The following is a 24,202-nucleotide window of genomic DNA, read 5'->3' on the forward strand; positions in this document are numbered from 1 at the left end:
GCATCTTGAGGTCACTAAGGTATATACTATACATTAAAACATCGGTTCAAATAATAATGCACCACAATAAAATTTATTTTCAGAGATGATGAAACTGGAAAGCATGTATCGAATTCTATGTTTCACCTTCATTTTTACGGATATACTCTATGTTTGGAAAATGAGTTTTCGATAAACATGTTGATATACCTCAAACTTTGACAATTCAGTTCCGTGTATATAAGTGAAACCTGTTAATTAACCGTTGTGTCAGGAAATCATGAAACTAGACGATTTAAATCTGTTCCGCTTAGTAGTCGAGAATGGAAGTTATACAGCGACATCGCGGAAAACCCTGATACCGGTAGCAACAATTACCCGGCGTATTCAGGCACTTGAAGATTCGCTGAATTTAAGACTACTAAACCGCCATGCCCGCAAACTGTCACTGACAGAAGCCGGTGAACGCTTCTTCAAAGAATGCTCTCCCCTTTTACAACGATTGTCACTTGCAGCCGAAGAAATCAGTGATGAATGCCGTGGTGCTTCAGGTAAAATCAAAATATCAGCACCCTCAAATCTGACTAAACGAATGATGCTGCCGATGTTTACTGCCTTTATGCAAAATTATCCGGAGATCAATCTCGAACTGACAACGAGCAATCTGGCCGATCAACTCGACCCGACGGAATGGGATGTCATCTTTCGTGTTGGTCCTCAGCGCGACTCATCTCTCATCGCCAGAAAAATCAATGAGGTTAAAGATATTCTTGTTGCCAGCCCGGACTATCTGGCTAAAAATCCCGTACCTCACCACGCAGAAGAACTTATTCATCACTCACTGCTGAAAGGTTACCCACTCCTGAAATGGCAATTATCGAACACCAGAGGGGAAACCGTAACGAACAACGAGAGGGGTCGTTTTCAGGCCAATACTCTTGATGTCGTACGCATGGCCTGCTCAGAGGGATTGGGAATCACACTGATGCCGGATGTTATGCTTAAAGAATATCTGGAAGCCGGTACACTGATTCAGGTTTTGGAAGACTGGAGTGCCAATTCCAGAGATATTTACATGCTTTACAATCACAAAGATCATCTACCGGAAAAAGTCAGACTCTTTATTGATTTCATCATGTCATACCATATGGACTGATTATCTTCTACAGACTCAGCAGTCACGTGAATCACCCCGGATTACATACCTGGATGATTCACCGCCGTTCACTCATCACGACGACCTTACAGATACTCAACGAAGCGGGACAGCTCCCGTACGGGAACTTTCATCGGTTCAAGTAAAGGTGTGCCCAGATAAAGAAAACCGACAATTTCATCATCACCCTCCAGACCGAAGGCCTGATGAACTTCCGGATGGAACATCCACTTCCCGGAACGCCATATTCCCTGAAACCCCTGAGCCTGAGCAGCCATCTGCATGGATTGTACTGCGCACCCGGCGGATAAGTGCTGCTCCAGCGGAGGCACTTTCTCATGAGGCGTCACTTTCGCAATGACTGTAATCACCATCGGTGCCCGAAAAGGCGCATTCCTGACTTTCTCAAGCAATGCCTCATCCCCATTTTCGGCGACGACTGCCTTCACCAGAATATCAGACAGTTTCTTTAAGCCCTGTTCCTGAGCAATCACAAACCGCCAGGGGGTCAAACCACCATGATCAGGAGCCCGAAGTCCAGCCCGAATGATATTTTCCAGTGCTTTTCCTTCCGGAGCCGGAGCTCCCAGCTTCGCAACAGAACGGCGGTTCAGCAATAACTCTAGCGCATCCATTTTTTGTCCTTCTTGTCCGTGATTCGACATTTCGGGCTAGCATACACTAGCTTTATTACTTCTCCAATCGCCCTCCGACAAAGAATCCCGGGTAGATTTTAGTCAGAATAAAAGGTTTGATTATTCTCTAAACGAGCCAGCAACGCCGGGCATGGCTGACAAAGATCTCCGGAAAGTGCCTGCATCTGGTCAACAATCTGCTGTAACCCCATCTGATCCATATATCTGAAAGGCCCACCCAGAAACGGAGGAAATCCGATACCGAAAATTGCACCGATGTCTCCATCACGGGCATTACGGATCACCGACTGTTCAAGGCACATCGCGGCTTCATTCAATAGCGGCAGTATACAGCGCAGTGCAATATCCTGATGGCTGAGCTGAGCATTTTCCCGAATTTTTAACTGTCGATAGATTGATTGATCCGGCCTTTTTTCTTTTCCTTTGTAGCGATAAAATCCCAGGCCGGATTTACGCCCTTTTCTACCATCACTGATTAACTGCTCCAACGCAGGCGGCGTCTGAAACCGTTCCCCCAGCTCCCGGACCAGAATCGGAGAAATCTTAAAGGCCACATCAAAGCCGACTTCATCGAGTAAGGTCATCGGGCCAACGGGAAAACCAAAATCAATCAATGCCTGATCAATTTTCTCTATCGGTTCCCCATCAAGCAAACATTGCACTGCCCCATTAATATAGGGCGCCAGGATACGGTTAACGTAAAATCCAGCACTATCCTGAACAATGATCGGCGTCTTTCCCTGTTGATATGCAAGCCTGACGACAGTTGCAACGGTTTCAGGGGCAGTTCCCTGATGTGGTATGACTTCAACCAACGGCATTTTTTCAACCGGACTGAAATAGTGCAAACCAACAATATTTTCCGGCCGGGCAGCGTTGGCAGCAATCTCGTGAATAGGCAGAGAAGATGTATTCGACGCGAAAATAGTGCTCTCTTTTGTATGCGCTTCTACCGATGCAACCATTTCCTGTTTCAGTTTTAAATCTTCAAATACCGCTTCAACCACTAAATCTGTTTGATCGAAGCCGGAAAAATCAATACCTCCGGAAACACTTGCCATCGCTGAACGCACATCGGATTCAGTCATATATTTCCGCTGGCATTTTTTATTCAGCCGTTGATAAATATACTGAAATGCATGGAGAACACCCTGATGGCTGACATCTTTAATTCTTAGCGGTTTCCTGGCTTTGTCGACAGTGACATAACCGATACCAGCTCCCATAAGTCCACCACCTAAAACGGAAACATGCCGGATATCTTTCACCGTCTCATCCGTTTTCATTTCCCGTTTCAGTGCCGTGGTTCCAAGAAAAATAGATCGTAATGCACGGGACTCAGGAGTCATTGCCAGTGTCCCGAATGCCTGAGATTCTTGCTTTAATCCCGCTTCAAGCCCTTTTTCCAGACCTTGCTGAATCACATCCAGAATCATATCAATGGCCGGGTAGTGATTTCTGGCTTTACTCTGAGCTTTCTTCCGGGCCTGATTGATCACCCACTGGCGAATCGGTTTAAGGGACAAGACCCATGAGGTCAGGCGCTTTTTCCATCCTGAGCGAATCTTAAATTCAGCAGGTTTCTCGACTACCATCCGGGCAGCATTCAATAATCCGTCTTTTGCTACACAGGCATTGACCAGACCCAGTTTGCGCGCTTTATGGCTCCGGACTTTCTTTCCGGTCAGAATCAGATCTAACGCCGGAAGTAACCCAATGATGCGGGGAAGCCGCTGCGTTCCCCCCGAGCCAGGCAGCAATCCCAGCTGAACTTCCGGCAAACCGAGACTGGTTCCCGGATCATCACTACAGACACGGTAATCACACGCCAGTGCCAGCTCAAGTCCACCGCCCAGACATGCACCATGAATCGCGGCGACAACCGGAAACGGCAATGCTTCTATCTTACGGAAAATATCCTGTCCCATTTTTGCCAGATGAGCCGCATCTTCTGCGGATGAACACTGCTCAATCATATGAATATCCGCCCCGGCAATAAAATTGTCAGGTTTACGGGAATAAATAACCAAACCTTTCAGCGACTGAGAAGATTGGGACAATGTTGCAATGATCGCTTCAATTTCATCAACAAATGTCGCTTTCAGGGTATTCATACTTTCCCCGGGAACATCAATTGCCAGCCAGGCCAATTCATCTTCGATAGTCAGATGAAAACTATGCGTATCAGGCATGATCCACCTCCAGTACCAATGCTGAACCCAACCCGCCGGCAGCACAGGCCGTCACTAAACCAAAACCACCACCTCTACGATTCAGCTCCCGGAGCAGTTGTGTCACCAGCCTTGCTCCTGTTGCTGCAAACGGATGCCCATACGCAATCGAACCACCCGATACATTAAAACGTGTCATATCCACTTCCCCGACCGGATGACTGCGCCCGATACTGTCCGCAAAACTTTGACTGGCAAACATTTTCAGATTGGCCAGTACCTGAGATGCAAAAGCTTCATGCATTTCAATCAGAGAAATATCCGCTAATGTCAGTCCTGCCCGTTCCAGTGCAAGTGGTGTCGCGTGGGCTGGCCCCATCAGCATATCCTGTTTGACCGAAATCGCTTTATAAGCGTAAGAGCGTAAGTAACCCAAAACCGGCAATCCTAATTCTTTCGCCCGTTGTTCCCGCATAATCAACATGGCAGCGGCCCCATCAGTTAATGGAGTGCTGTTAGCCGCAGTCACCGTGCCGAAGCGACGGTCAAAAGCAGGTCGTAGTTTCCGGTATGCCTCTCTTGATGTGTCCGGACGCAAGTTATTGTCTTGTGCAAGAATTGCCTGATAGGGTTTAGGGTAAGAGGTCATCACTTCAGCATTCAACTTCCCGGATTCCCAGGCCGCCGCCGCTTTCTGATGTGACTGAAAAGCCAGCTCGTCCTGTTCGTCCCGGCTGATTTGATAGGTTTTTGCCATTTGTTCTGCCGTATCTCCCATTGCAAGACCGGTTGAATATTCGGCAACAGGCGGAGGAACCGGTAATAAATCCCGGAACGACATCCCTTTGAATGCCTGAATTTTCTTTGTCAGTGTCTTCGCTTTGGAACTAGCTAATAAAGCAGAAGCCAGCGACTTGGATACACCAATCGGCAAAACTGAAGACGAGTCGGCTCCTCCGACAATCGCAATATCGGAATGGCCACAAAGAATACTTTCCGATGCGGAAGTCAATGCCTGTAAACTCGTAGCACAAGCCCGCGTAACACTGTAGGCATCTGTATGGACATCCAGCCCGGCGTTCAGAACAATCTCCCGGGCAATGTTCGGCGCTTCCGGCATTTGAATCACCTGACCGAAAACCACCTGATCGATCAATTTTTTATCAATACCGGTACGTTGTACCAGTTCATTAACCACCATGGTTCCCAATTCAATCGCTGTCACCTGTCGGTACTCAGTCCATTGACGGGCAAAAGGGGTGCGAATACCACTCACAATCGCTACCCTCTCTCCGGCATGTGTCCGGCACAGTTGTGTCGCCATATTCTGTCCTTATCGCATAGAGGTCTGACCTGTTAGAATTGTAGCTAGATTGTTAACAAGTGCCAAACGACCAATTCATTTTCTTTTGCAAAAAGAGGGACTAAGCACATTGTCTGCAATAAATATTAATGAATGGCATCAGGAAAAATGGAAAAAGCCAGAATGGAAGCAAAAAAAAACCACACAAAACTGTGTGGTTGGAATGTATAAAGCAATTAACTTACGCCAATTGAAAAATCAGTTTCCTGATTAGGAGAAAGTAAAGTCAGCCTTCAAAAGGAAGTGTCATCTTGCTCAACATGTTAACCTGACGGCTAACCAGATGACATGAGTTACTATAATCACTTTCTGTGAAGAATTTTTGAAATAGATCAATTTTGTTTTGATTTACAGAAAAATAGCCTGAATTCTTTCCGAAGCACGAAAAAAGCCCCCAAAATGTATGGAAATTTACCACATATGATCTTAGCGGTTCTCTGATCAGAGTTCCCGGACCGTCGGTATAACCTTATAATTCAACATCAAAAATATGACAGAATGATGATTAATCACCCACCCATAGGTAGAGCATATACTCTAAAAATAACTTTTTTTGCCAAAATTCATGCCATATAGCTACCAGTTCAGTAATTTTACGCCATGAATTTAAACTGGTCGGATTTCTATGCCCTACACTAGTCACTAGTATCAGCCGCCAACTGAGTAAATACTCCAATAAGATCCGGGGAATTTACTACATAAGGTCCATATAGAGACCGTTAAAAAAGGAAATTTAACTTATGAACAAAACGCGCCTGTTTCAGAAAACACTGCTCGCAGTAGCAGTATCAGTGACCGCTCAACAGTCGTTTGCCGCAGGTTTCCAACTGAACGCACAATCAGCCACCGGACTCGGCCGTGCTTTCGCCGGTGATGCTGTCATCGCTGATAATGCCTCAGTTATCGCCAAAAACCCGGCAGCAATGTCCCTGTTTGATGATGTCTCCCTGTCTCTGGGATTTGAAACCATCACCACCCTGATTGATGTAAAAGATGCGACATATACAAACAAGCTCGCGGCACAATCAGAGAATGCGGATTACTCCGGAGCAGGTGATACATCGGTTGCTCCTAACTTTTATCTCGTTGTTCCAGTCAATGAAAAATTTGCCTGGGGAATCAACGCCTATTCCAACTTCGGAACTAAAACCGAATTTAATGATAACTATACCGGACATGAATTTGGCGGAAGTACTGATGTTAAAAGCTTCAATTTCGGGGTTGTAGGCTCTTACCGTATCAATCAGGAATGGAGCTTAGGTGCCGGTCTTGACTTAATTTATGGTAAAGGAAAATTCAGACGCCCTCTGAATAGTACAGAAGCATCATTACTCGGTACCAATGTCGGCACAGACCTTAATGCTGACGGCTGGGCTCTGGGTTATAACCTCGGTACCGTTTATGAATATAACGAAAACAACCGCTTCGGTCTGGACTATCACTATAGCCCTGATATCAACGCAGATGGCGATGTCAGCTACGCAAAATACTCCGCAGCCAGTGGTAGTATTTCAGACACAGTTGTTATGCCACTACCTGATTTTGCTGAATTTTCCGGTTATCATCGTTTGAACGATTCTTATGCAATTCACTATAGTATTCAGTGGATTAAGTGGTCGGAATTTGATGTGCTGGCAGCAGATACCAGTGGAATCATAAATGAATACCAGTGGAAGGATGGCTGGCACTACTCTCTTGGTGGCACCTACTTCCTGAACCCGACATGGACCCTTCGTGCCGGCTACATGTATGACACCAGTGCTCAGGACAATACCCGCTCGATTTCCGTACCGGACTCAGATCGTCAATGGCTCTCTGCCGGTGTCACATATCATCTGGATGAAAAGTCCAACGTTGACTTCGGTTTTACTTATCTGATAGGTAAAGATGTATCAGTATCTGAGTCGACAACGGTATCAGGAACAGAAGCCGCAACAATTCAGGGGACAACCCATGCTGATGCCGTGCTGATGGCATTACAGTACAGCCGCAGCTTCTAATCCCGTCCTTTACAGAAAAAATCCGCCTCTCCGGCGGATTTTTTTATCATCAATTTTATCGTTATAATTTACGCAATACAGCTTCAGCCGACTCTTCCAATAAGTCCAGCACCCGTTCAAATCCGGCATCACCACCATAATAAGGATCCGGAATTTCATCTTCACCCGACTGTCCATGGCTGAGAAACAGAGACAGCTTATACTGATACTGAGCCGGACACCTGGCCTGTAAGTCAGACAGATTATCGCGATCCGCTGCCAGAATCATATCAAACCGGGCAAAGTCATCCTTTGTCACTTGTCGTGCTCTCATCCCATCAAAACGATAACCACGTTTTTCTCCGGCAGTTCTGGCCCGGACATCCGGTGGATTTCCCTGGTGGTAGGCGATCGTTCCGGCAGAATCGACCTCAACCGCGATTCCCATTTCCTCAGCCTTTGCCCGGAGTACCGCTTCTCCGGTCGGTGACCTGCATATGTTTCCCATGCAGACCACCAGAATTGATTGTGTGTTTGTACTCATACGATTCCTTTTGCAACATTGACGTTCACTGGAAGCAAATTAGCCGGTTTATACTCAAATGTAATTCCTAAAGAATCAAGTCCAGACTGTCCATACTGAATCCATGGTTTTTGCTGTCGCTTCATTACGTTATGATAATGCCATTGCTCCCATGAAACAGGAACCTTAATTCATGTCAAATGAAGATAACCAACAGGATCGTTATCAGGCACGCCAGCAACGAGTCAAAGAAAAGGTTGATGCAAAAATTGCAGCGGCAAAAGAAGAGCGCGGTATCGTCATTGTGATTACCGGGAACGGAAAGGGAAAATCGACATCGGGATTCGGCACAATTGCCAGAGCCGTCGGACATGGGTTGAAATGCGGTGTCGCTCAGTTTATCAAAGGAACCTGGGATAACGGAGAACGAAACCTGCTGGAAAAACTGGGTGTTTCATTTCATGTAATGGCGACTGGTTTTACCTGGGAAACTCAGAATAAAGCAGCGGATACTGCTGCTGCACAGGGAGTCTGGGAAAAATGTCGGCAAATGTTGCAGGATGACACTCTCAATGTCGTCTTGCTGGATGAACTCACCTATATGGTCAGTTACGGCTATGTTGAACTGGAAGATGTTCTTACGGCTTTGCAAAACCGTCCATTGATGCAAACCGTTATTATCACTGGCCGGGGAGCACACCGAGAGCTGCTTGAACTGGCGGATACCGTTTCAGAAGTAAAAAATGTCAAACATGCTTTTCAGGCCGGAGTCAAAGCTCAGAAAGGTGTCGACTGGTAGAGAAGTACTCGCATTTTCTAAACCGGAATTCTTTACACTTTGAAAGAACAGGGACAGGCAACAGCTTGTCCCTGTTTATATCGACGCCAGAAATATGCGGTTAGAAAAGCCCTTTCAGCAATTTATTCAATGCTTTTTTTGTCTTCTCGTCTTTGATTTTGTCGTCCAGCTTCTTCAGCCCCCGATCAATCTCTTTCTCCACTTTCTGCTTGGCAACATCATCAAATACCAGCTTATATTTAGGCTGTGTCCAGCTTCCTTTGAGCTGAATGGGGATTGTCACGTCTTTCAGCTCATTGATATCTTTTCCATCCTGCCCTTTTAGTGTCCCGACAATTGATGTCCGGACAACGGCGTCAACCGTCTCATTAATATAGTTGGCTTTTCCCTGGGTATGAATACGCAACAGCGGAGATTGCAGGGTGAAATCATCTGTTGTAACAACCCCTTGCTGTAAGTGAAGTGTCGCACTTGCAGCACTGAAATCTGTTTTCTGCACACCTTCGGTGTCATCTAATGGTTTTCCCTTCAGTTTCGCATACCCCTGACGGATGATCTGAGCAATGTTAATTCCATTCAACGCACCATCCCGCAGCTGCACCTTCACCACGCCCTGAATATTTTCTTTAATCCGTTTTTCACTGAGTCCCTGTCCATGAAGATCGAGCGAAACCGAGCCTTTCCCTTCCAGGCGATCATTATCAGCCAGCGCCTTTAGCAGCGGCTGAATCTGAATGCCCTGCAGCGACTGACGCGTCTGATACGTCGCCGGAACCGCATTCGCGTCCAGCACTCCACTTCCCTGAAGATGTCCCTGATATAGATCAGCCTGCAAATCAGATAAAGTCAGAACACCCTGGTGAAGATTGGTTTTAACCACAAGGTTACTCAGTGCCAGCTTCTGTGCTTTTAATCCCGTAATGTTCAGCTCACCGTTGAGATCAAATGATTTCAGCACAGAAAGATCCGGTTCCTGCTCCGACAGAGGTGTTTCTTGAGCCGGCGTAGCCGAAACTACAACTGGCTGCTCTTGCTGCGCCGCGACTGTCGCTTTTTCTGCTGCAGGGCTTAAAAACGGGCTGAGATCCATTTGGTCGCCCTGAAGCCGGAAACGAATATCCGGTTTGCTCCCCAAATGTACTGATGTCTGCCCACGGAGCATCAATTCAGCAACCTGGAGTTTTAAATGAGTAGCATCCAACTGGCTGTCCGGTAAATCCATATGGATATTTCCCTGTAATGCAACCGAAAGCGGATTCACCGGGAGTTGTGCACCATTCAGCTTCAACTGTGTATCCAGCCCATTGACGTTAATCTGCTGATATTGAGCGTCCAGATTCAATGAACCTTTCCCGGTTAAATCAACCTTATTCTCAGCAAGTTTCCCCTGTACAGCAAACTCGAAAGGCGCTTCCTGTCCAATTTCAAATGCAGGTAATGACAGGGTCACAGAACTTAAATGGTTTGTTTGATCCTGATAATTTCCCTGTACGGATAGCTGCCGTAATGCATAATGCTGATAATCATCTGATAAACGAAATTCACCCTGACCGGCGACAGAAAACTGTTGTGCTGCCTGTTTTCCCTGAACTGACCAGGAAAAAGCCGTCCACTGATTTGGTGTGAAAGCATTTACCGAAAGATTCACATGTTCAAGAGAAAGCTGACTTGCCGGCTGAGCTTCATTCAGGACAGACACTCTAGCCTCCCGAATATCAACCCCAGCGACAGTAATCTGCCATGGGTGCTCGGATTCTATTGACTGAGCTGGTGCGGACGGAGTCTGTGCTTCCGGGGCCGGTGAAGCGGTATTTTCTGTCGCAGCCTGTCTCTGAAGCAAGCTGTCCAGATTTGTTGAACCATCCCGCAACGTTTCAATCTGAATGTCAGCGCCGTCCAGATTAATACTTCCGATATGCAGCTCTTTATCCAGTAATGGCATCACAGCAACATCGACAGAAAGATGTGATACATGAAGAAAATCCTGTCGCTTAAACCCAGCAGGATTCTTTAGCGATACTTCTCCGATCTGAAAACCGATCGAAGGAAAGAATTGCCAGCGGATATCCCCGCCAATCACGGCATCCATTCCGGTTGCTTTCTTCGTTTGCTCGACAATCATCGGCTTGAACTGATTGGGATCGACCAAAGTCACTAATGTGGCAATGCCTCCGGCAATCACAACACAAATTATCACAATCACGAGAAACAGTTTTTTCATTGGAGATTTTCCTGATCACTAAGTGAGAATTAAGACCCTTGAGAGACAAGAATGTTTCTTACAGCATGTATTTTATACCCGAATCACTTCAATATGCAGCTTTGGACATATAAATATCATGTCGTTCAGATTCATGCATAAATTTCATGTGACAGATACAACCATTGGTTTACAAAACAATATGGGTTTACAAAATAATATGGTTTACAAAAAAATTAACAGGCCATAAAAATAGCCATCGGATAATAAAAAAGTGGCACCCCAAAGTGCCACTTTTCTGCGTAAAAATAAAGTATGTTATGTACTCTTCTGGTCAGGATTTCAGCAACTTAGCAATATGTGCTTTCAGAACATCAATCGCAATACGGTTCTTCCCACCACGTGGCACGATAATATCTGCATACTGTTTAGAAGGCTCGATAAACTGTAAAAACATCGGCCTGACCGTCTCCTGATACTGTTTCAGCACCGATTCCAGCGTTCGTCCCCGTTCTTCAACATCACGTTTGACCCGGCGCAGGAGACAAATATCCAAAGGTGTATCCATAAAGATAGTCGCATGCATTAATTCCCGCAGACGTGGATCAGTCAACAGCAAAATACCTTCAAGAATAATGACCTTTTTCGGGGTCATCAGATGCTTTTTTTCTGTCCGGGTATGTTCTGTATAACTATATTCAGGGACAGCAACCGAATCTCCCCGGACCAGTTGCTGCAGATGTTCACATAAGAGATCATGATCGAGTGCACTCGGATGGTCATAATTGGTTTTAACCCGCTGTTCCATACTCAGATGACTTTGATCTTTATAGTAGCAATCTTCCGTAATCACACCGATTTGGTGATCACCCACTTTGGCTCGCAATTCACTATATATCGTACTCGCGATAAGACTCTTCCCTGAGGCAGAAGCGCCGGCAATTCCTACAATGACGCATTGATTGTGATCAGACATGATTGTGCACTCGATACATTTGACAAAGAAACCAGATATATCCAAATGACCTCAAGATACGGTTTCAGCGAGAATCACTGGGTATATAATCCGGCGTGATTATAGAGACAAGCTCCTCCGGATACCAGTTTCCGTTGACCGAAAAAGGCCATAATTTATTTTTCTATCATAAAAATAGCACTCACAAAGACAAAACATACCTGATTGACATGGTACTCAACTCAGATTGGTGAAGGGGATCGCATCCGGAACAACCTGACCATCCCAATACAAACGGCTGGCGATCTGTTCTGCCATTGCCAGATAAAGGCGGGTATGTTCACTCTCCGGTCGGGCAACTACTGTCGGACAACCTGCATCAATGTCTTCACGCACCTGTAAATGAAGTGGGATCTTTGCCAATAGATTTAACCCGTACTCATGCGTCATTTTCTCTGCACCACCGCTACCAAAAATATGCTCCTGATGACCACACTGGCTACAGATGTGATAGCTCATATTCTCCACCAGCCCGATCACCGGAACATTAACCTTTTCGAACATCGCAACCCCTTTACGTGCATCAGCCAACGCCAGATCCTGCGGTGTTGTGACGACAACAGCTCCCGTCACCGGCATTTGCTGTGACAGTGTCAGTTGAATATCTCCGGTTCCCGGTGGCATATCAACAACCAGATAGTCCAGTGACGGCCATTCGGTTTCATTCAGTAATTGCTGGAAAGCCTTGGAAGCCATCGGGCCACGCCATACGGCGGCATCATCCTGGCTCATCAGATAACCGATTGAATGAGAGTAAAGACCATGAGCCTGAACCGGTTGCATCCAGCGCTCATCGCGTACCATAAGCTCTGCATCGACGGTCCCCAGCATCATCGGTACCGACGGTCCGTAGATGTCTGCATCCAGCAACCCGACTCTGGCATGAGAAGCGGCAAGTGCTAATGCCAGATTCACTGCTGTTGTCGATTTACCGACACCACCTTTTCCAGAAGTCACAGCGATAAGATTTTTTACCCCTTTAACGGGAGCAGCAACATTAGACTGCAATGTTTTCGGGACGACCCGAATCGTGATTTCGCCGGAAACCGGCCGTGATTCCTGCGTCGTAATCCACTGACGAAGATCATCGGCCAACGCATTCGCCGCAAAGGGCAATTCAATAAAATGATCATTATCTCCGTGGGAATAAACCAGTCCGGGCTGGGATGCCCAACCGGAACGCAGACATGGATGAGAAAACTGATTCAGCCAGACACAGAGTTGTTCGGGAGGTGTAAGCTGTCGCATAAGTTACCTTCTTTAGCGGATATGTTTGAATCGACACAACCGTCTCATGTTCTGAGACCATAAGACGACACCAAAAGCCTATGCTAACACCACAGCAAACCAGACAGAACCCCTGCAAGATAAAGGAATAACGCCTTGGCGTTATTCCTGTCATCAGGTAGTATTAGCAGTCACAAATTTTGATACCTCTACTCTGGCAACCTCAGAATCACATACCGAGCTTTCATAAGACTATATTTTGAGGTCATCCGGGTATAAACAGACAGAGCGAAAGATGAGTTATGGCAACTGAACCAAGAAAAATTCTGGTAACTTGTGCCCTTCCGTATGCAAACGGTTCAATCCACTTAGGTCATATGCTGGAGCATATCCAGGCGGATATCTGGGTACGCTACCAACGCCTGCGCGGCAATGTCATTCACTTTATCTGTGCAGATGATGCACACGGTACACCGATTATGCTGAAAGCACAGCAGATGGGTATTACTCCGGAAGAGATGATTGCCTCGGTCAGTCAGGAACACCAGAAAGATTTTGCCGGTTTCGATATCAGCTTCGATAACTATCACAGCACACACAGTGACGAAAACCGCGAGCTGTCTTCTTTTATATATCAGCAGCTCAAAGCAAATGGTTTTATTTCCAGCCGGACAATTTCCCAGCTATATGATCCGGAAAAAGAAATGTTTCTGCCGGATCGCTTCGTCAAAGGCACCTGCCCTAAATGTAAATCCGAAGATCAGTACGGTGACAACTGTGACGCCTGCGGTGAAACTTACAGCCCGACCGATCTGATTAATCCGAAGTCTGCTGTATCCGGTGCCACACCGATCATGAAAGACTCTGAACATTTCTTCTTTGATTTACCCCAGTTTGAATCCATGCTGAAAGAGTGGACCCGCTCCGGTTCTTTGCAAACCGAAATGGCTAATAAGATGCAGGAGTGGTTTGAATCCGGTCTGCAACAGTGGGACATTTCACGGGATGCACCTTATTTCGGCTTTGAAATTCCGGGAGAAACCGGAAAATATTTTTATGTCTGGCTGGATGCACCTATTGGCTACATGGGTTCATTTAAGAATTTGTGTGATAAACGCAACGATCTGGATTTTAATGAGTACTGGAACAAGGACAGTCAGACAGAACTTTACCATTTCATCGGTAAAGATATCGTTTATTTCCACAGCCTGTTCTGGCCGGCAATGCTGGAAGGTTCTGGATTCCGTAAACCTGACAATGTCTATGTTCATGGCTACGTAACAGTCAACGGCGCGAAAATGTCCAAATCCAAAGGGACATTTATCAAAGCCAGTACGTATCTGGATCATCTTGATCCGGAGTGCCTGCGCTACTATTACGCAGCAAAACTCAATAACAGAATCGATGACCTTGACCTGAATCTGGAAGACTTCACACAACGGGTGAACTCCGATATCGTCAACAAAATTGTCAACCTTGCCTCACGCAATGCCGGTTTTATTAATAAACGTTTTGCCGGTAAATTGGCTGCCGACTGTGTTGAACCCGAGTTGTATCAGACGTTTACCGATGCTGCTGAACATATCGGTGAGTTGTATGAAAAACGCGAATTTGGCCGGGCGATCCGGGAGATTACCGCGCTTGCCGATAAAGCCAACCAATATGTTGATGAGAAAGCACCTTGGGTGGTTGCTAAACAGGAAGGTAAAGATCAGGAGCTTCAGGAAATTTGTTCTGTCGGGCTGAATCTGTTCCGTGTACTGATGACTTACCTGAAGCCGGTCATGCCTGCACTGGCTGCCCGCAGTGAAACATTCCTGAATCAGGAACTTAGTTGGGATGCTATCCAAAAGCCATTGATTGATCATGATATTGCTGCCTTTAAAGCACTCTTCAGCCGGATTGATCCAAAACAGATTGAATCAATGATCGAAGCTTCTAAAGAAGCAGTTGAAGCAGAGAAAGCCATCATTCAGGCACAGGTCAAGGAAGAAACAGAATTAAGTAAAGAGCCGCTTGCACCAGAAATCGAGTTTGATGATTTTGCCAAAGTAGATATGCGTATCGCCAAGATTCTGTCTTGTGAAGCAGTGCCTAAAGCAGACAAGCTCCTGAAATTCCAGCTGGATATCGGCGGTGAAACACGTCAGGTTTTCTCCGGTATCAAAGCGGCCTATAAGCCTGAAGATCTTGTCGGCAAATACACGGTTATGGTCGCAAACCTGAAACCACGTAAGATGAAATTCGGGATGTCCGAAGGCATGATTCTGGCCGCAGGTCCCGGTGGCAGCGAGCTCTGGATACTTGAACCTCACGAAGGGGCACAACCAGGCATGCGCGTCATGTAAAATTATATAATTCAAACAGTTAAAAGCCTCACACATCATCTGTGAGGCTTTTTTAATTCATATGCATTCACATCCTTAATAAAACCTTCCCCAAGATTGTCACTTACGCACCACAACTGTGCATTATATTTGTGAACGAAACGTTAATCTGATGATTTTAATAATAAAAATATATGGCACCAAATCTGCTAGTCCTTTAGTCGTATGTACACAAAGATACCTTGACCTTTGAGGGTTGCTGTTGCTTTACTTTCAATCTGCATAAACTGCTTGCAGAACATGCAGCCAGCTATTCTATACCGGGATCTGCAACCACAAAAATCAAGGCACCTCAACACAGACAAGGAGTTGGTTATGTTCGTCATTATCTCGATGCTGATTTCCGTGGGCATACTTGGATTCATGTTTTATCTTGCCAAACAACGTGAATCTACATTGCAGCGTAAATACGAGCTGCTTGTTGATTTACGTCAGGTGCTCTACCTATGCCGTCAACACCGGAGCGCAACACATCATGCTCTGATGTTTGGTGAACACCGGGATACTGAGCTTGAGCATCTGGCAGATCTGCTCTGTGAAAAGACCAACCATCTCATTTCAATAGCACATTTTGACAATAAGCCAATGTATCGGGTACTTCAGCTCAAACTGAAAGCTCTGATAAAAGACTGGTCAGATCGCACAATTTCCCGCAACCAAATGATTCACGGCAAAGCGATCCGCCACTGTATGTTTTTAATGGATGAAGTAATGCTGGCGTGGCTGGTTGAAGTGAACCGGGAAGACCTGAGTGATGAATATCATATGAACTGGCAACAAGTGATCGACGCAATGGATGCACTAACTCAGTTCAGAATCTGCATTGAAGATATGAACACACATGAAGGACGAACCCGGTTGCAACACTATGCCGAAGTGGTAACCAGAAAAGTCAACCAGCTCACAATGGTTAGTCCTCTGTCTATCTCCGCTCCGGCTTGTACCAAGGCACTGCTGGTCCTGTCAGATGTGATCCAGGATCCAGAATACAGTATCAGTGCTGAAGAAATGTATCAGATGACAGCGGATATATCTCTGAGCATTGCCCACGTCTATGATCATATGCTGGGGGAGCTTACCGAAACACTGTATATCCCGCTCCCAAAGTTACTTATCGCCTAGACGCACCAAAGGAGTAATGTACCAAACATTACTCCTGCTGGTTTAGGCGATTCAGGCAAGTAAGTGGCGGGCAGCATTCACTACAACACGAATCGATTTGGCTTCGACTTCTTTGGCTACCGTATGATCCGGAATTTCTTTCTGAGTTCTGTTAATAATCACACCGGCAACACATCCGGCTTGCAAACCGGAACTGGCACACATGGTAAACAGGGTCGCCGCTTCCATTTCAAAGTTCAGCACTCCCATCGCCTGCCACTCTTCCATCGAGCCCTGAAAACGCCGTGTTACCCGACCGGTATAGGTATCATAACGCTCCTGTCCGGGATAAAACGTATCACTGGAAGCTGTAATGCCGGTATGCACCTGAGCACCTTCTTCATCAGCAGCTTTTTTCAACGCATTCATTGCAGCAAAGTCCGCAACTGCCGGAAATTCCATCGGTGCAAAATGCAGACTGGCACCATCCAGACGCACCGCTCCTGTCGTCACAATGATATCGCCGACCTGAACCTGAGGCTGAATCGCACCGGTAGTTCCGATGCGCAGAAAGCTCCGGACACCAAGCTGCGCCAATTCCTCAACAGCAATTGAAGTTGACGGACCGCCGATTCCCGTAGAACAGACAATCACAGACTTATCACCAATTCTGGCCCGGTAAATCGTAAATTCTCTGTGGCTTGCCAAAAATTCCGGGGCATCCATCTGCTCAGCGATTCTTTGTACACGCTCGGGATCACCGGGCAATATAGCCAATGTTGCACCATTCAGATCTTCTTGTGTCACGCCGAGATGAAAAACTGCACCTGACATCGTTGTCTCCTTTGTTGTTATATATACCCAAATGACCTCTGTATCATTAGATACAAAAAGACACTTTAGCGAAGTGTCGGGCAACAGGCTTGACCTTAGATCACATATAAAAGATACAACAACTAATGAATTTCACAAAAATGTGATGTATATCACCAATCAGAAAGTAAAAAAGCCGCGGATAACCTCCCGAGGCTTTAGTCATTCATGTGTATCCAACATATCCGGATGTTGAATATCTTCATACCTGATGTTTAAAACAACTTTGAAGATTCTTCTCTATTGCTTTAAGAACTGCCCGCCGGTTAATGACACCAACCAGTCTGTCATCATCAACAACCGGATAAGTCGATCTTCCGTCACGCATATAATCCGCTAATTCAATAATCGGTAATTCCGGCCCCACAGTATCAACGTCTCGCGTCATACAGTCTCCAACCGTATGGGAATCCTGACAGTAGTAACTAACTTTAACCAGTTTATCGAGCAGATCCTGCTCCGATAAAAAACCAATCACCTTTCCACAATCATCCACAACAGGCCCACTGAAAAAATCATTAAACTGAATAACTCTTTCCAATGCGGCAGACAACGGCATATCCGCTTTAAAGGTAACGGGATGCTGTGTCATATAATGTCTTACTTTGAGTGATTCCATGGATGTCTCCTTAAAACCTTTCATCAGAGGCCTTCAGGATAATTGTTGCCTAATTTCGACTAATTGCTAAATGGAATCACCCAATTTTATTCATCGTTGTTACCGATAAGACAAAAAACATACAGATTGATATGAAATTACACAAACTTGTCTGGAGTCAAAGAATAATTACAGGAAATCACTGCCATTTTTCAGCAGCCAGACGATCCGATTCCCGGCTATCCAGCCACCGCTCTCCGGTATCAGTTCTCTCTTTTTTCCAGAAAGGTGCCTGTGTCTTTAGTGTATCCATAATGAATTCGCAGGCAGAAAATGCAGCATCACGATGGTGGCTACTCACTCCGACAAAAACAATTTGTGCACCAATATCCAGTGAACCCACACGGTGAATAACTCTTACAGCCAACAAAGGCCAGCGTTGTAGCGCCTGCTCACAAATAATATTCAGGGCTTTTTCTGTCATTCCCGGATAGTGCTCCAACCGTAGACCTTTGACATGACTTCCTAAATTCATATCCCGGACTTTGCCGACAAATGTCACAACAGCTCCGGCATCTTCTCCCTGAGACAACGCCAGATATTCATCACCGATACTAAAATCATCTTGCTGAACAGAAACGGAATAAGTCATATATCAGCCCCCGGTCACGGGTGGAAAGAACGCAATTTCATCCCCATCCTGAATCGCAGTATCCAGAGACACGATCGTTTGATTGACGGCAGCTAGAAGTCGATCCGAATTCATTGCCAATGCCCATTTTTCTGATCGTGCCGCCAGCTCACCTCTTAGCTCATCAATTGTTGCAAATGTGCATGGCAGTTCAATATCATCCTGCCCGACTATTTCCCGGGTCTGAGCAAAAAATAAAACTTTGATCATGATTCCACCTTAAAATGGCCTGATTTCCCTCCGGACTTTTCCAGCAGTCGAACCGGGCCAATGACAATATCTTTCTGGACAGCCTTACACATATCATAAACCGTCAGGGCAGCCACTGAAGCCGCTGTCAAAGCCTCCATTTCCACACCTGTTTTTCCGGTCAGGCGGCATAGCGATTCAATTCTGACACACGAGTCTGCTTCAATCGCTTCCAGATGAACCTCTACTTTAGATAACAATAACGGATGACAGAGTGGAATCAGTTCCCAGGTTCTTTTAGCTGCCTGTATCCCGGCAATCCGGGCCGTGGCAAAAACGTCGCCTTTATGGTGCTGACCGGACAATATCAGTTGTAATGTTTCTTCCGCCATGTGAACAATCGCTTCAGCACGGGCTTCACGAACCGAATCACTTTTTCCGGAGACATCGACCATATTGGCTTCCCCGGCAGCATTAATATGAGTGAGTTGAGTCATGTTTATCCCGGTGTTTTATAAATGAGGCATAAAATTACATGGTCGGTGTGAGGCATCTAACTGCTGACGAATAATTTTTGTCCATGCGGTTTTACAGGCACCGGTTGATCCCGGCATTGCAAAGATCACCGTATGGTTGGCAAAACCGGCTACTGCACGAGACTGAATGGTTGAAGTGCCGATTTCATCATAAGATACCATCCGGAACAGCTCACCAAATCCTTCCACCTGCTTATCAAACAGCGGCATTAAAGCTTCCGGAGTGCTGTCTCTTGAAGTAAACCCTGTACCGCCGGTAATCAGTACAACCTGCACGTTTTCATCAGCGATCCACTGTGAAACAATCGCCCGGATCTTATAACGGTCATCAATCACAATCTGTTTATCAACAAGCTGATGTCCGGCTTCCTGCAACTGTTCAGCCAAATAACCGCCTGATGTATCATTTTCTTCCGTTCTGGTATCAGAAACGGTTAATACCGCAATCTTTGCCGGCCTGAATTCTGTTTGTGCATGTCCCATAGATGATTACCTGTTTTTGTAATTTGTGATAACTGACATGGTCTGTTCTGATGCTGAATACTAGCCACCAATCGATGCCAGATGAGGTGTCATTCCTGAATCACCATCATGTAAGAAGTGACTGACCGCTTTTTCACCCAACCCATACTGAATCCGCTCAATCAATGCCGACTGCTGATCGTCATGTTGCAACAAGTCACGAAGTTCAATCCCGGATTCCCCGAACAGGCACAGATGTAGTTTTCCTTTCGCAGAGACCCGAAGACGGTTACAACTGGTACAGAAATCTTTTTCGTAAGGCATGATAAAGCCGATTTCTCCCTGATAGTCGGGATGAGTTAAAACTTTAGCGGGGCCATCGTGACAAGCCCGGACTTTAGGAATCCATCCGTCTTGCTGTAATTGCTGATAGACGGATTGACCGGAGACATGATGCCGATGAAAAAAGTGATCCATTTCTCCGGTTTGCATCAGTTCAATAAAGCGGAGCTGTATCGGTAAGTCACGAATCCAGTTGAGAAATGCCGGTAACTGACGATCATTTAACCCTTTAAGCAACACAACGTTCACTTTGATTTGAGAAAAACCGACGGCTAATGCCTGCTCAATGCCTCGCATCACCTGGCGAAATTTATTCTCACCAGTGATCTGATGAAACATCCTCGGATCAAGGCTATCAACACTGACATTGATATTCGTCAGGCCGGCCTGACGCCATTCAAACGCAGACTTTTCCAGACGAAAGCCATTCGTTGTCATCGCAACTTTATCAATACCGGGCGTTGAAGAAACAAGGTGGATAATATCGGAAAAATCCCGACGCAGACTCGGCTCACCACCGGTAAGCCGCACTTTAGAAGTACCGCAGTTTGCAAATGCGGTAACAACCCGCTGAATTTCCGGCAGTGAAAGAAACTGAGGGCGTTTATCCTCGGTTTTATATCCATCCGGCAAACAGTAGGTACATTTGAAATTACACACGTCCGTCAACGACAGACGCAAATAGTAGAATTTACGCTGAAAACTATCTTCAAATTGAGCCATGGAACACCTTTCCAAACACGGGAGGCGAGATCATTTCCAATCCCACCCTCGGGTCATCAACATCGACCACAGGTTTAACAAGCCTATTCCATCCGGAACTTAGCCCGTCAAACTCGGAGCTATGGCAACTATGAGACATACGTCGTCACAATTAGCATGTTATTTAGTTTACAAATTTTTTTGAATGGATCTACTTTCTTATGAAAAAATTTGAAGAATTCAGTCAAAATATTACTAAAGAGGTATCCCAGATCAAAAAATTCAACTAGGCTTTCTAGCGATTAAATTATAAATAACGATAACAATGAATCAGTATCAAAATAAACTTTACCAGGAAAAAAAAATTGTCGCGATTGGCGGAGGACATGGACTGGGTCGTGTTCTGGCAGCAATTCGTGATTTTGGTTCAAATGCGACCGGAATTGTTGCTACGACAGATAATGGTGGTTCCACCGGACGAATCCGCCATTGTCAGGGAGGAATTGCCTGGGGAGATACTCGCAATTGTATTAATCAATTGATCACCGAACCATCGACGGCATCAATGATGTTTGAGTACCGCTTCCGGGGACAGGGAGAACTTGATGGTCATAATCTGGGAAATTTGATGCTGACAGCTCTGGACAACTTATCAGTCCGCCCGCTTGAAGCAATTAACCTCATCCGAACCCTCCTGAATGTATCAATCAATATCTTACCGATGTCCGAACATCCGTCAGATTTAACAGCTCTCTCAGTCGACGGAAAGATTGTCACCGGAGAAACAAGCGTTGATGAAATGACCGAGGATCTAATCCGGCTCGAACTCTCCCCTCAGGTTCCGGCAACCCGTGAAGCAATCGAAGCAATAGCACAAGCTGATGCCATCATCCTCGGTCCTGGCAGTTTTCTCACCAGTGTGATGCCGCCATTATTACTTCCGGAACTTGGCAAAGCTATAGCAAAAAACCGTCAGGCCATATTAGTTTATATTGATAATCTGGCTCCGGAATATGGTCCTGCCCGGAATATGAATCTCAACCGGAAACTTATCTGGTGTCAGCGAGCCTGTAGTGGCAGACAAGTGGATGTTGTTTTATGTGGTGCATCTCCGGCCCCTTTGGAAGATAAATGCTGCAGGATAGTCGTTCGCAAACTTGCTTCACCAAACAAAGGATGGCGACACGAACGGGAAAAATTAAAACAGGCTATAGAAGAGCTACTCATTACTGAGCTTTATATGACGAAATGATGAGATTCTCCAAAGCTTATAATTTTCAATCTGGGTAGGAATTTTATTAGATAAGAAAAACCGGTATTTAGTAGAAATTCACAAAATACCGGTGAGATATGATTGAATGTTAATCAAGCTGACTTTTCAGGATTCGGGCTGAACTAAAGTCATATAAGATGCAAACGTCTCACGTAATAACTTAACTAGTGTTTGTGTTTCCTGTGCCGTATCGGCTAAACGCCCCTCTTTTCCACGGGCATCAATATCAATTGCCATTGCACATAAACGATCCGCACCAAAACTCGCCGCACTACTTTTTAAAGCGTGGCTAATCTCTTTTAGCAATTCAAGCCGTGATGAACCTTCACTTTCCAATAACGTCGCCTGATAATTCTCCAGCTCCCCGAGAAAAATATCCAGTAAGACCGGAATGTTCTCCTCTCCGATTTCCCGACCCAATGACGAAATCGTCTCCTGGTTCATAATTTCCTTCATATTTATGCTTTCTCTTCTGCATTCCATGATTGTAGTTTACGGTAAATAGTCGAAGGACTAACCTCTAGATAGCCTGCAGCTTTCGGGATATTTCCTTCACATGCATCAATCGCATTTTCTATCGCCATTTTTTCTGTCATCCATAAAGGAAATATTTCATGAATAGAAGGTTTCTTCTCTTCCATCATTGGCTGCACCAAACGTAAATAATTCTCTTTCGGTTTATTCAGCGGCGGCGGTAACATATCCAGAGTGATCTCTTTCCCTTGGTTCAACACCACAACATTTCGCAAAACATTCTGGAGCTGACGTACATTCCCCGGCCATTCGTACTGTCTGAAGCGCTCAACAACTTCAGCAGCAAGACGGACAAAATCCTTCTCTTCTTCTTTGGACATATAGCCCAATAAAGAGTAAGCGATTTCGATCACATCATCGCCACGTTCACGAAGTGGCGGCAGATGAAGAGGAATGACATATAAACGATAGTACAAATCTTCCCGAAAGCGACCTTCCTGAACTTCTTTCCAAGGATCCCGGTTCGTTGCACATACAAAGCGGACATCGACACTTTTCATTTTCGATGAACCAACTTTCTGGAATGTACCGGTCTGAATAAATCTCAGCAGTTTTGCCTGCAGATCTAAATCCATTTCACAGAGCTCATCCAGAAATAACGTACCGCCATCAGCCAGCTCAGCAGCACCCTGACGATCAGTTGCTGCACCGGTGAAAGCACCTTTTACGTGCCCAAACAGTTCACTCTCAATCAAATCTTTGGGAATCGCAGCGCAGTTAATTGCAATAAAAGGTTTATCACCCCGCTTACTGGCAGCATGTACGGCTTCAGCACAGACTTCTTTCCCGGTCCCACTTTCTCCAGTGATAAAAATACTGGCTTTACTGGCTGCAGCAGAGTCAATAGTCCGGTAGACAGCCTGCATAGTTTGGCTACTACCAATAAAACCCTGATAATTCTGACTGCGTGGATCATCGGACTCACTCTTAATTTTCGAAGCTTTCCGAATTGCATTGTTCACCGTGACACGTAATCTATCCGCTTCACACGGCTTAATTAAAAAGTCCTGGGCACCATAACGCATGGCTTCAACGGCTGTATCAATTGAACCATGGGCCGTCATAAAAATAACCGGGACATCAGGGTATTTCCGTTTTACTTCATGTAAAACATCCATCCCTGTCATATCAGGAAGACGCAAATCAAGCAGGATTAGATCAGGCTCTCGTTTTTCAAGACTATCCAACGCCTCTTTTCCCGTACCGACAATATTGATGTCAATATCCAGAGGTTTCAGATAAGAACGATACAACACGGCAACAGAAGCCGTATCTTCAACCATCAGCAGATATCTGCTTTTTTGCGGTAACTGTTCAGATTGCATAACTTAGCCAACTTGAAATTGCATTTTGCACAATGATCGCATTGAGAGTTGCATATTGCAAATATTTTTTTAAAAATCCTTGAAACAAGCTCTCAAAACGAACATTTCCAGTATATATAGT

At 45.6% G+C, this 24,202-nt stretch carries 22 protein-coding genes and 1 riboswitch; of the genes, 6 read left to right on the forward strand and 16 right to left on the reverse strand.

The window, feature by feature from the left end:
* The first annotated feature begins 259 nt into the window (after positions 1 to 259).
* On the forward strand, positions 260 to 1,135 hold the full coding sequence (locus OCU74_RS10705; protein ID WP_087479717.1) for a LysR family transcriptional regulator: 876 nt from the start codon (positions 260 to 262) through the stop codon (positions 1,133 to 1,135).
* Positions 1,136 to 1,221: 86 nt separating this feature from the next.
* Here OCU74_RS10705 and OCU74_RS10710 read toward each other — a convergent pair whose 3' ends face one another.
* From OCU74_RS10710 to fadI, 3 genes are all read right to left on the reverse strand, one after another.
* Positions 1,222 to 1,770 (reverse strand): NAD(P)H nitroreductase, encoded by a 549-nt coding sequence (locus OCU74_RS10710; protein WP_087480117.1) that lies wholly within the window; start codon positions 1,768 to 1,770, stop codon positions 1,222 to 1,224.
* A 98-nt stretch (positions 1,771 to 1,868) separates the two neighbouring features.
* A complete protein-coding gene (gene fadJ, locus OCU74_RS10715; protein ID WP_087479718.1) occupies positions 1,869 to 3,983 on the reverse strand; it encodes a fatty acid oxidation complex subunit alpha FadJ in 2,115 nt (704 codons plus the stop codon).
* Entirely contained in the window at positions 3,976 to 5,286 is a 1,311-nt protein-coding gene (gene fadI / locus OCU74_RS10720; protein WP_087479719.1) for an acetyl-CoA C-acyltransferase FadI, read from the reverse strand. The genes fadJ and fadI overlap by 8 nt, the downstream gene beginning before the upstream one ends.
* A gap of 779 nt (positions 5,287 to 6,065) precedes the next feature.
* Here fadI and OCU74_RS10725 point away from each other — a divergent pair.
* Positions 6,066 to 7,325 carry an outer membrane protein transport protein gene (locus OCU74_RS10725; RefSeq protein ID WP_087479720.1) on the forward strand — a complete coding sequence of 420 codons (1,260 nt, stop codon included), beginning with the start codon at positions 6,066 to 6,068 and terminating at the stop codon, positions 7,323 to 7,325.
* A gap of 61 nt (positions 7,326 to 7,386) precedes the next feature.
* Here the strand turns inward: OCU74_RS10725 and OCU74_RS10730 are convergent, their stop codons facing one another.
* Positions 7,387 to 7,848, reverse strand: coding sequence for a low molecular weight protein-tyrosine-phosphatase (locus OCU74_RS10730; RefSeq protein WP_234993533.1), 462 nt, complete (start codon positions 7,846 to 7,848; stop codon positions 7,387 to 7,389).
* A gap of 172 nt (positions 7,849 to 8,020) precedes the next feature.
* Here OCU74_RS10730 and cobO point away from each other — a divergent pair, with 172 nt between their 5' ends.
* Positions 8,021 to 8,626, forward strand: coding sequence for a cob(I)yrinic acid a,c-diamide adenosyltransferase (gene cobO, locus OCU74_RS10735; protein ID WP_087479721.1), 606 nt, complete (start codon positions 8,021 to 8,023; stop codon positions 8,624 to 8,626).
* Positions 8,627 to 8,726: 100 nt separating this feature from the next.
* Here the strand turns inward: cobO and OCU74_RS10740 are convergent, their stop codons facing one another.
* The 3 genes from OCU74_RS10740 to apbC all read right to left on the reverse strand — a co-directional run bounded on the left by OCU74_RS10740 (position 8,727) and on the right by apbC (position 13,089).
* The gene (locus tag OCU74_RS10740; protein ID WP_087479722.1) at positions 8,727 to 10,847 is read right to left on the reverse strand and encodes an AsmA family protein; all 2,121 of its coding nucleotides are present in this window, start codon (positions 10,845 to 10,847) and stop codon (positions 8,727 to 8,729) included.
* A 313-nt stretch (positions 10,848 to 11,160) separates the two neighbouring features.
* On the reverse strand, positions 11,161 to 11,802 hold the full coding sequence (udk, locus tag OCU74_RS10745; protein WP_087479723.1) for a uridine kinase: 642 nt from the start codon (positions 11,800 to 11,802) through the stop codon (positions 11,161 to 11,163).
* Between the two features lie 216 nt (positions 11,803 to 12,018).
* Positions 12,019 to 13,089, reverse strand: a complete 1,071-nt coding sequence (gene apbC, locus OCU74_RS10750) for an iron-sulfur cluster carrier protein ApbC (protein WP_087479724.1) — start codon at positions 13,087 to 13,089, stop codon at positions 12,019 to 12,021.
* Between the two features lie 281 nt (positions 13,090 to 13,370).
* On the opposite strand from apbC, the gene metG reads away from it, so the two are divergent.
* Together metG and OCU74_RS10760 are read left to right on the forward strand one after the other, a co-directional pair.
* Positions 13,371 to 15,416: a methionine--tRNA ligase gene (gene metG, locus OCU74_RS10755; protein ID WP_087479725.1), complete on the forward strand. Its 2,046-nt coding sequence runs from the start codon at positions 13,371 to 13,373 to the stop codon at positions 15,414 to 15,416.
* A 354-nt stretch (positions 15,417 to 15,770) separates the two neighbouring features.
* A complete protein-coding gene (locus OCU74_RS10760; protein WP_087479726.1) occupies positions 15,771 to 16,577 on the forward strand; it encodes a hypothetical protein in 807 nt (268 codons plus the stop codon).
* A 51-nt stretch (positions 16,578 to 16,628) separates the two neighbouring features.
* On the opposite strand, the gene udp is transcribed toward OCU74_RS10760, so the two are convergent.
* The 7 genes from udp to moaA form a co-directional block, all read right to left on the reverse strand.
* Positions 16,629 to 17,390, reverse strand: coding sequence for a uridine phosphorylase (udp, locus tag OCU74_RS10765; RefSeq protein ID WP_087479727.1), 762 nt, complete (start codon positions 17,388 to 17,390; stop codon positions 16,629 to 16,631).
* Positions 17,391 to 17,631: 241 nt separating this feature from the next.
* Positions 17,632 to 18,048 (reverse strand): CBS domain-containing protein, encoded by a 417-nt coding sequence (locus tag OCU74_RS10770; RefSeq protein WP_087479728.1) that lies wholly within the window; start codon positions 18,046 to 18,048, stop codon positions 17,632 to 17,634.
* 178 nt (positions 18,049 to 18,226) lie between these two features.
* On the reverse strand, positions 18,227 to 18,679 hold the full coding sequence (gene moaE, locus OCU74_RS10775; RefSeq protein WP_087479729.1) for a molybdopterin synthase catalytic subunit MoaE: 453 nt from the start codon (positions 18,677 to 18,679) through the stop codon (positions 18,227 to 18,229).
* Between the two features lie 3 nt (positions 18,680 to 18,682).
* Positions 18,683 to 18,928 carry a molybdopterin synthase sulfur carrier subunit gene (gene moaD, locus OCU74_RS10780; RefSeq protein WP_087479730.1) on the reverse strand — a complete coding sequence of 82 codons (246 nt, stop codon included), beginning with the start codon at positions 18,926 to 18,928 and terminating at the stop codon, positions 18,683 to 18,685.
* Positions 18,925 to 19,404 (reverse strand): cyclic pyranopterin monophosphate synthase MoaC, encoded by a 480-nt coding sequence (moaC, locus tag OCU74_RS10785; protein ID WP_087479731.1) that lies wholly within the window; start codon positions 19,402 to 19,404, stop codon positions 18,925 to 18,927. The genes moaD and moaC overlap by 4 nt, the downstream gene beginning before the upstream one ends.
* Before the next feature lie 15 nt (positions 19,405 to 19,419).
* Complete coding sequence (gene moaB, locus OCU74_RS10790; RefSeq protein WP_087479732.1) at positions 19,420 to 19,926, reverse strand: molybdenum cofactor biosynthesis protein B; 507 nt, start codon at positions 19,924 to 19,926, stop codon at positions 19,420 to 19,422.
* Between the two features lie 60 nt (positions 19,927 to 19,986).
* Positions 19,987 to 20,970, reverse strand: coding sequence for a GTP 3',8-cyclase MoaA (moaA, locus tag OCU74_RS10795; protein WP_087479733.1), 984 nt, complete (start codon positions 20,968 to 20,970; stop codon positions 19,987 to 19,989).
* Positions 20,959 to 21,101, reverse strand: a riboswitch (molybdenum cofactor riboswitch). It overlaps the preceding gene by 12 nt.
* A gap of 173 nt (positions 21,102 to 21,274) precedes the next feature.
* Between moaA and yvcK the strand changes: the two genes are divergently transcribed.
* Positions 21,275 to 22,201 (forward strand): uridine diphosphate-N-acetylglucosamine-binding protein YvcK, encoded by a 927-nt coding sequence (gene yvcK / locus OCU74_RS10800; protein ID WP_087479734.1) that lies wholly within the window; start codon positions 21,275 to 21,277, stop codon positions 22,199 to 22,201.
* 126 nt (positions 22,202 to 22,327) lie between these two features.
* Here yvcK and luxU read toward each other — a convergent pair whose 3' ends face one another.
* Positions 22,328 to 22,678, reverse strand: coding sequence for a quorum-sensing phosphorelay protein LuxU (luxU, locus tag OCU74_RS10805; protein WP_087479735.1), 351 nt, complete (start codon positions 22,676 to 22,678; stop codon positions 22,328 to 22,330).
* Positions 22,679 to 22,680: 2 nt separating this feature from the next.
* Complete coding sequence (luxO, locus tag OCU74_RS10810; protein ID WP_087479736.1) at positions 22,681 to 24,081, reverse strand: quorum-sensing sigma-54 dependent transcriptional regulator LuxO; 1,401 nt, start codon at positions 24,079 to 24,081, stop codon at positions 22,681 to 22,683.
* Positions 24,082 to 24,202: the final 121 nt, after the last annotated feature.

Origin of the sequence: Vibrio mangrovi, from assembly GCF_024346955.1 — a bacterium.
Classification (GTDB): Bacteria; Pseudomonadota; Gammaproteobacteria; order Enterobacterales; family Vibrionaceae; genus Vibrio; species Vibrio mangrovi.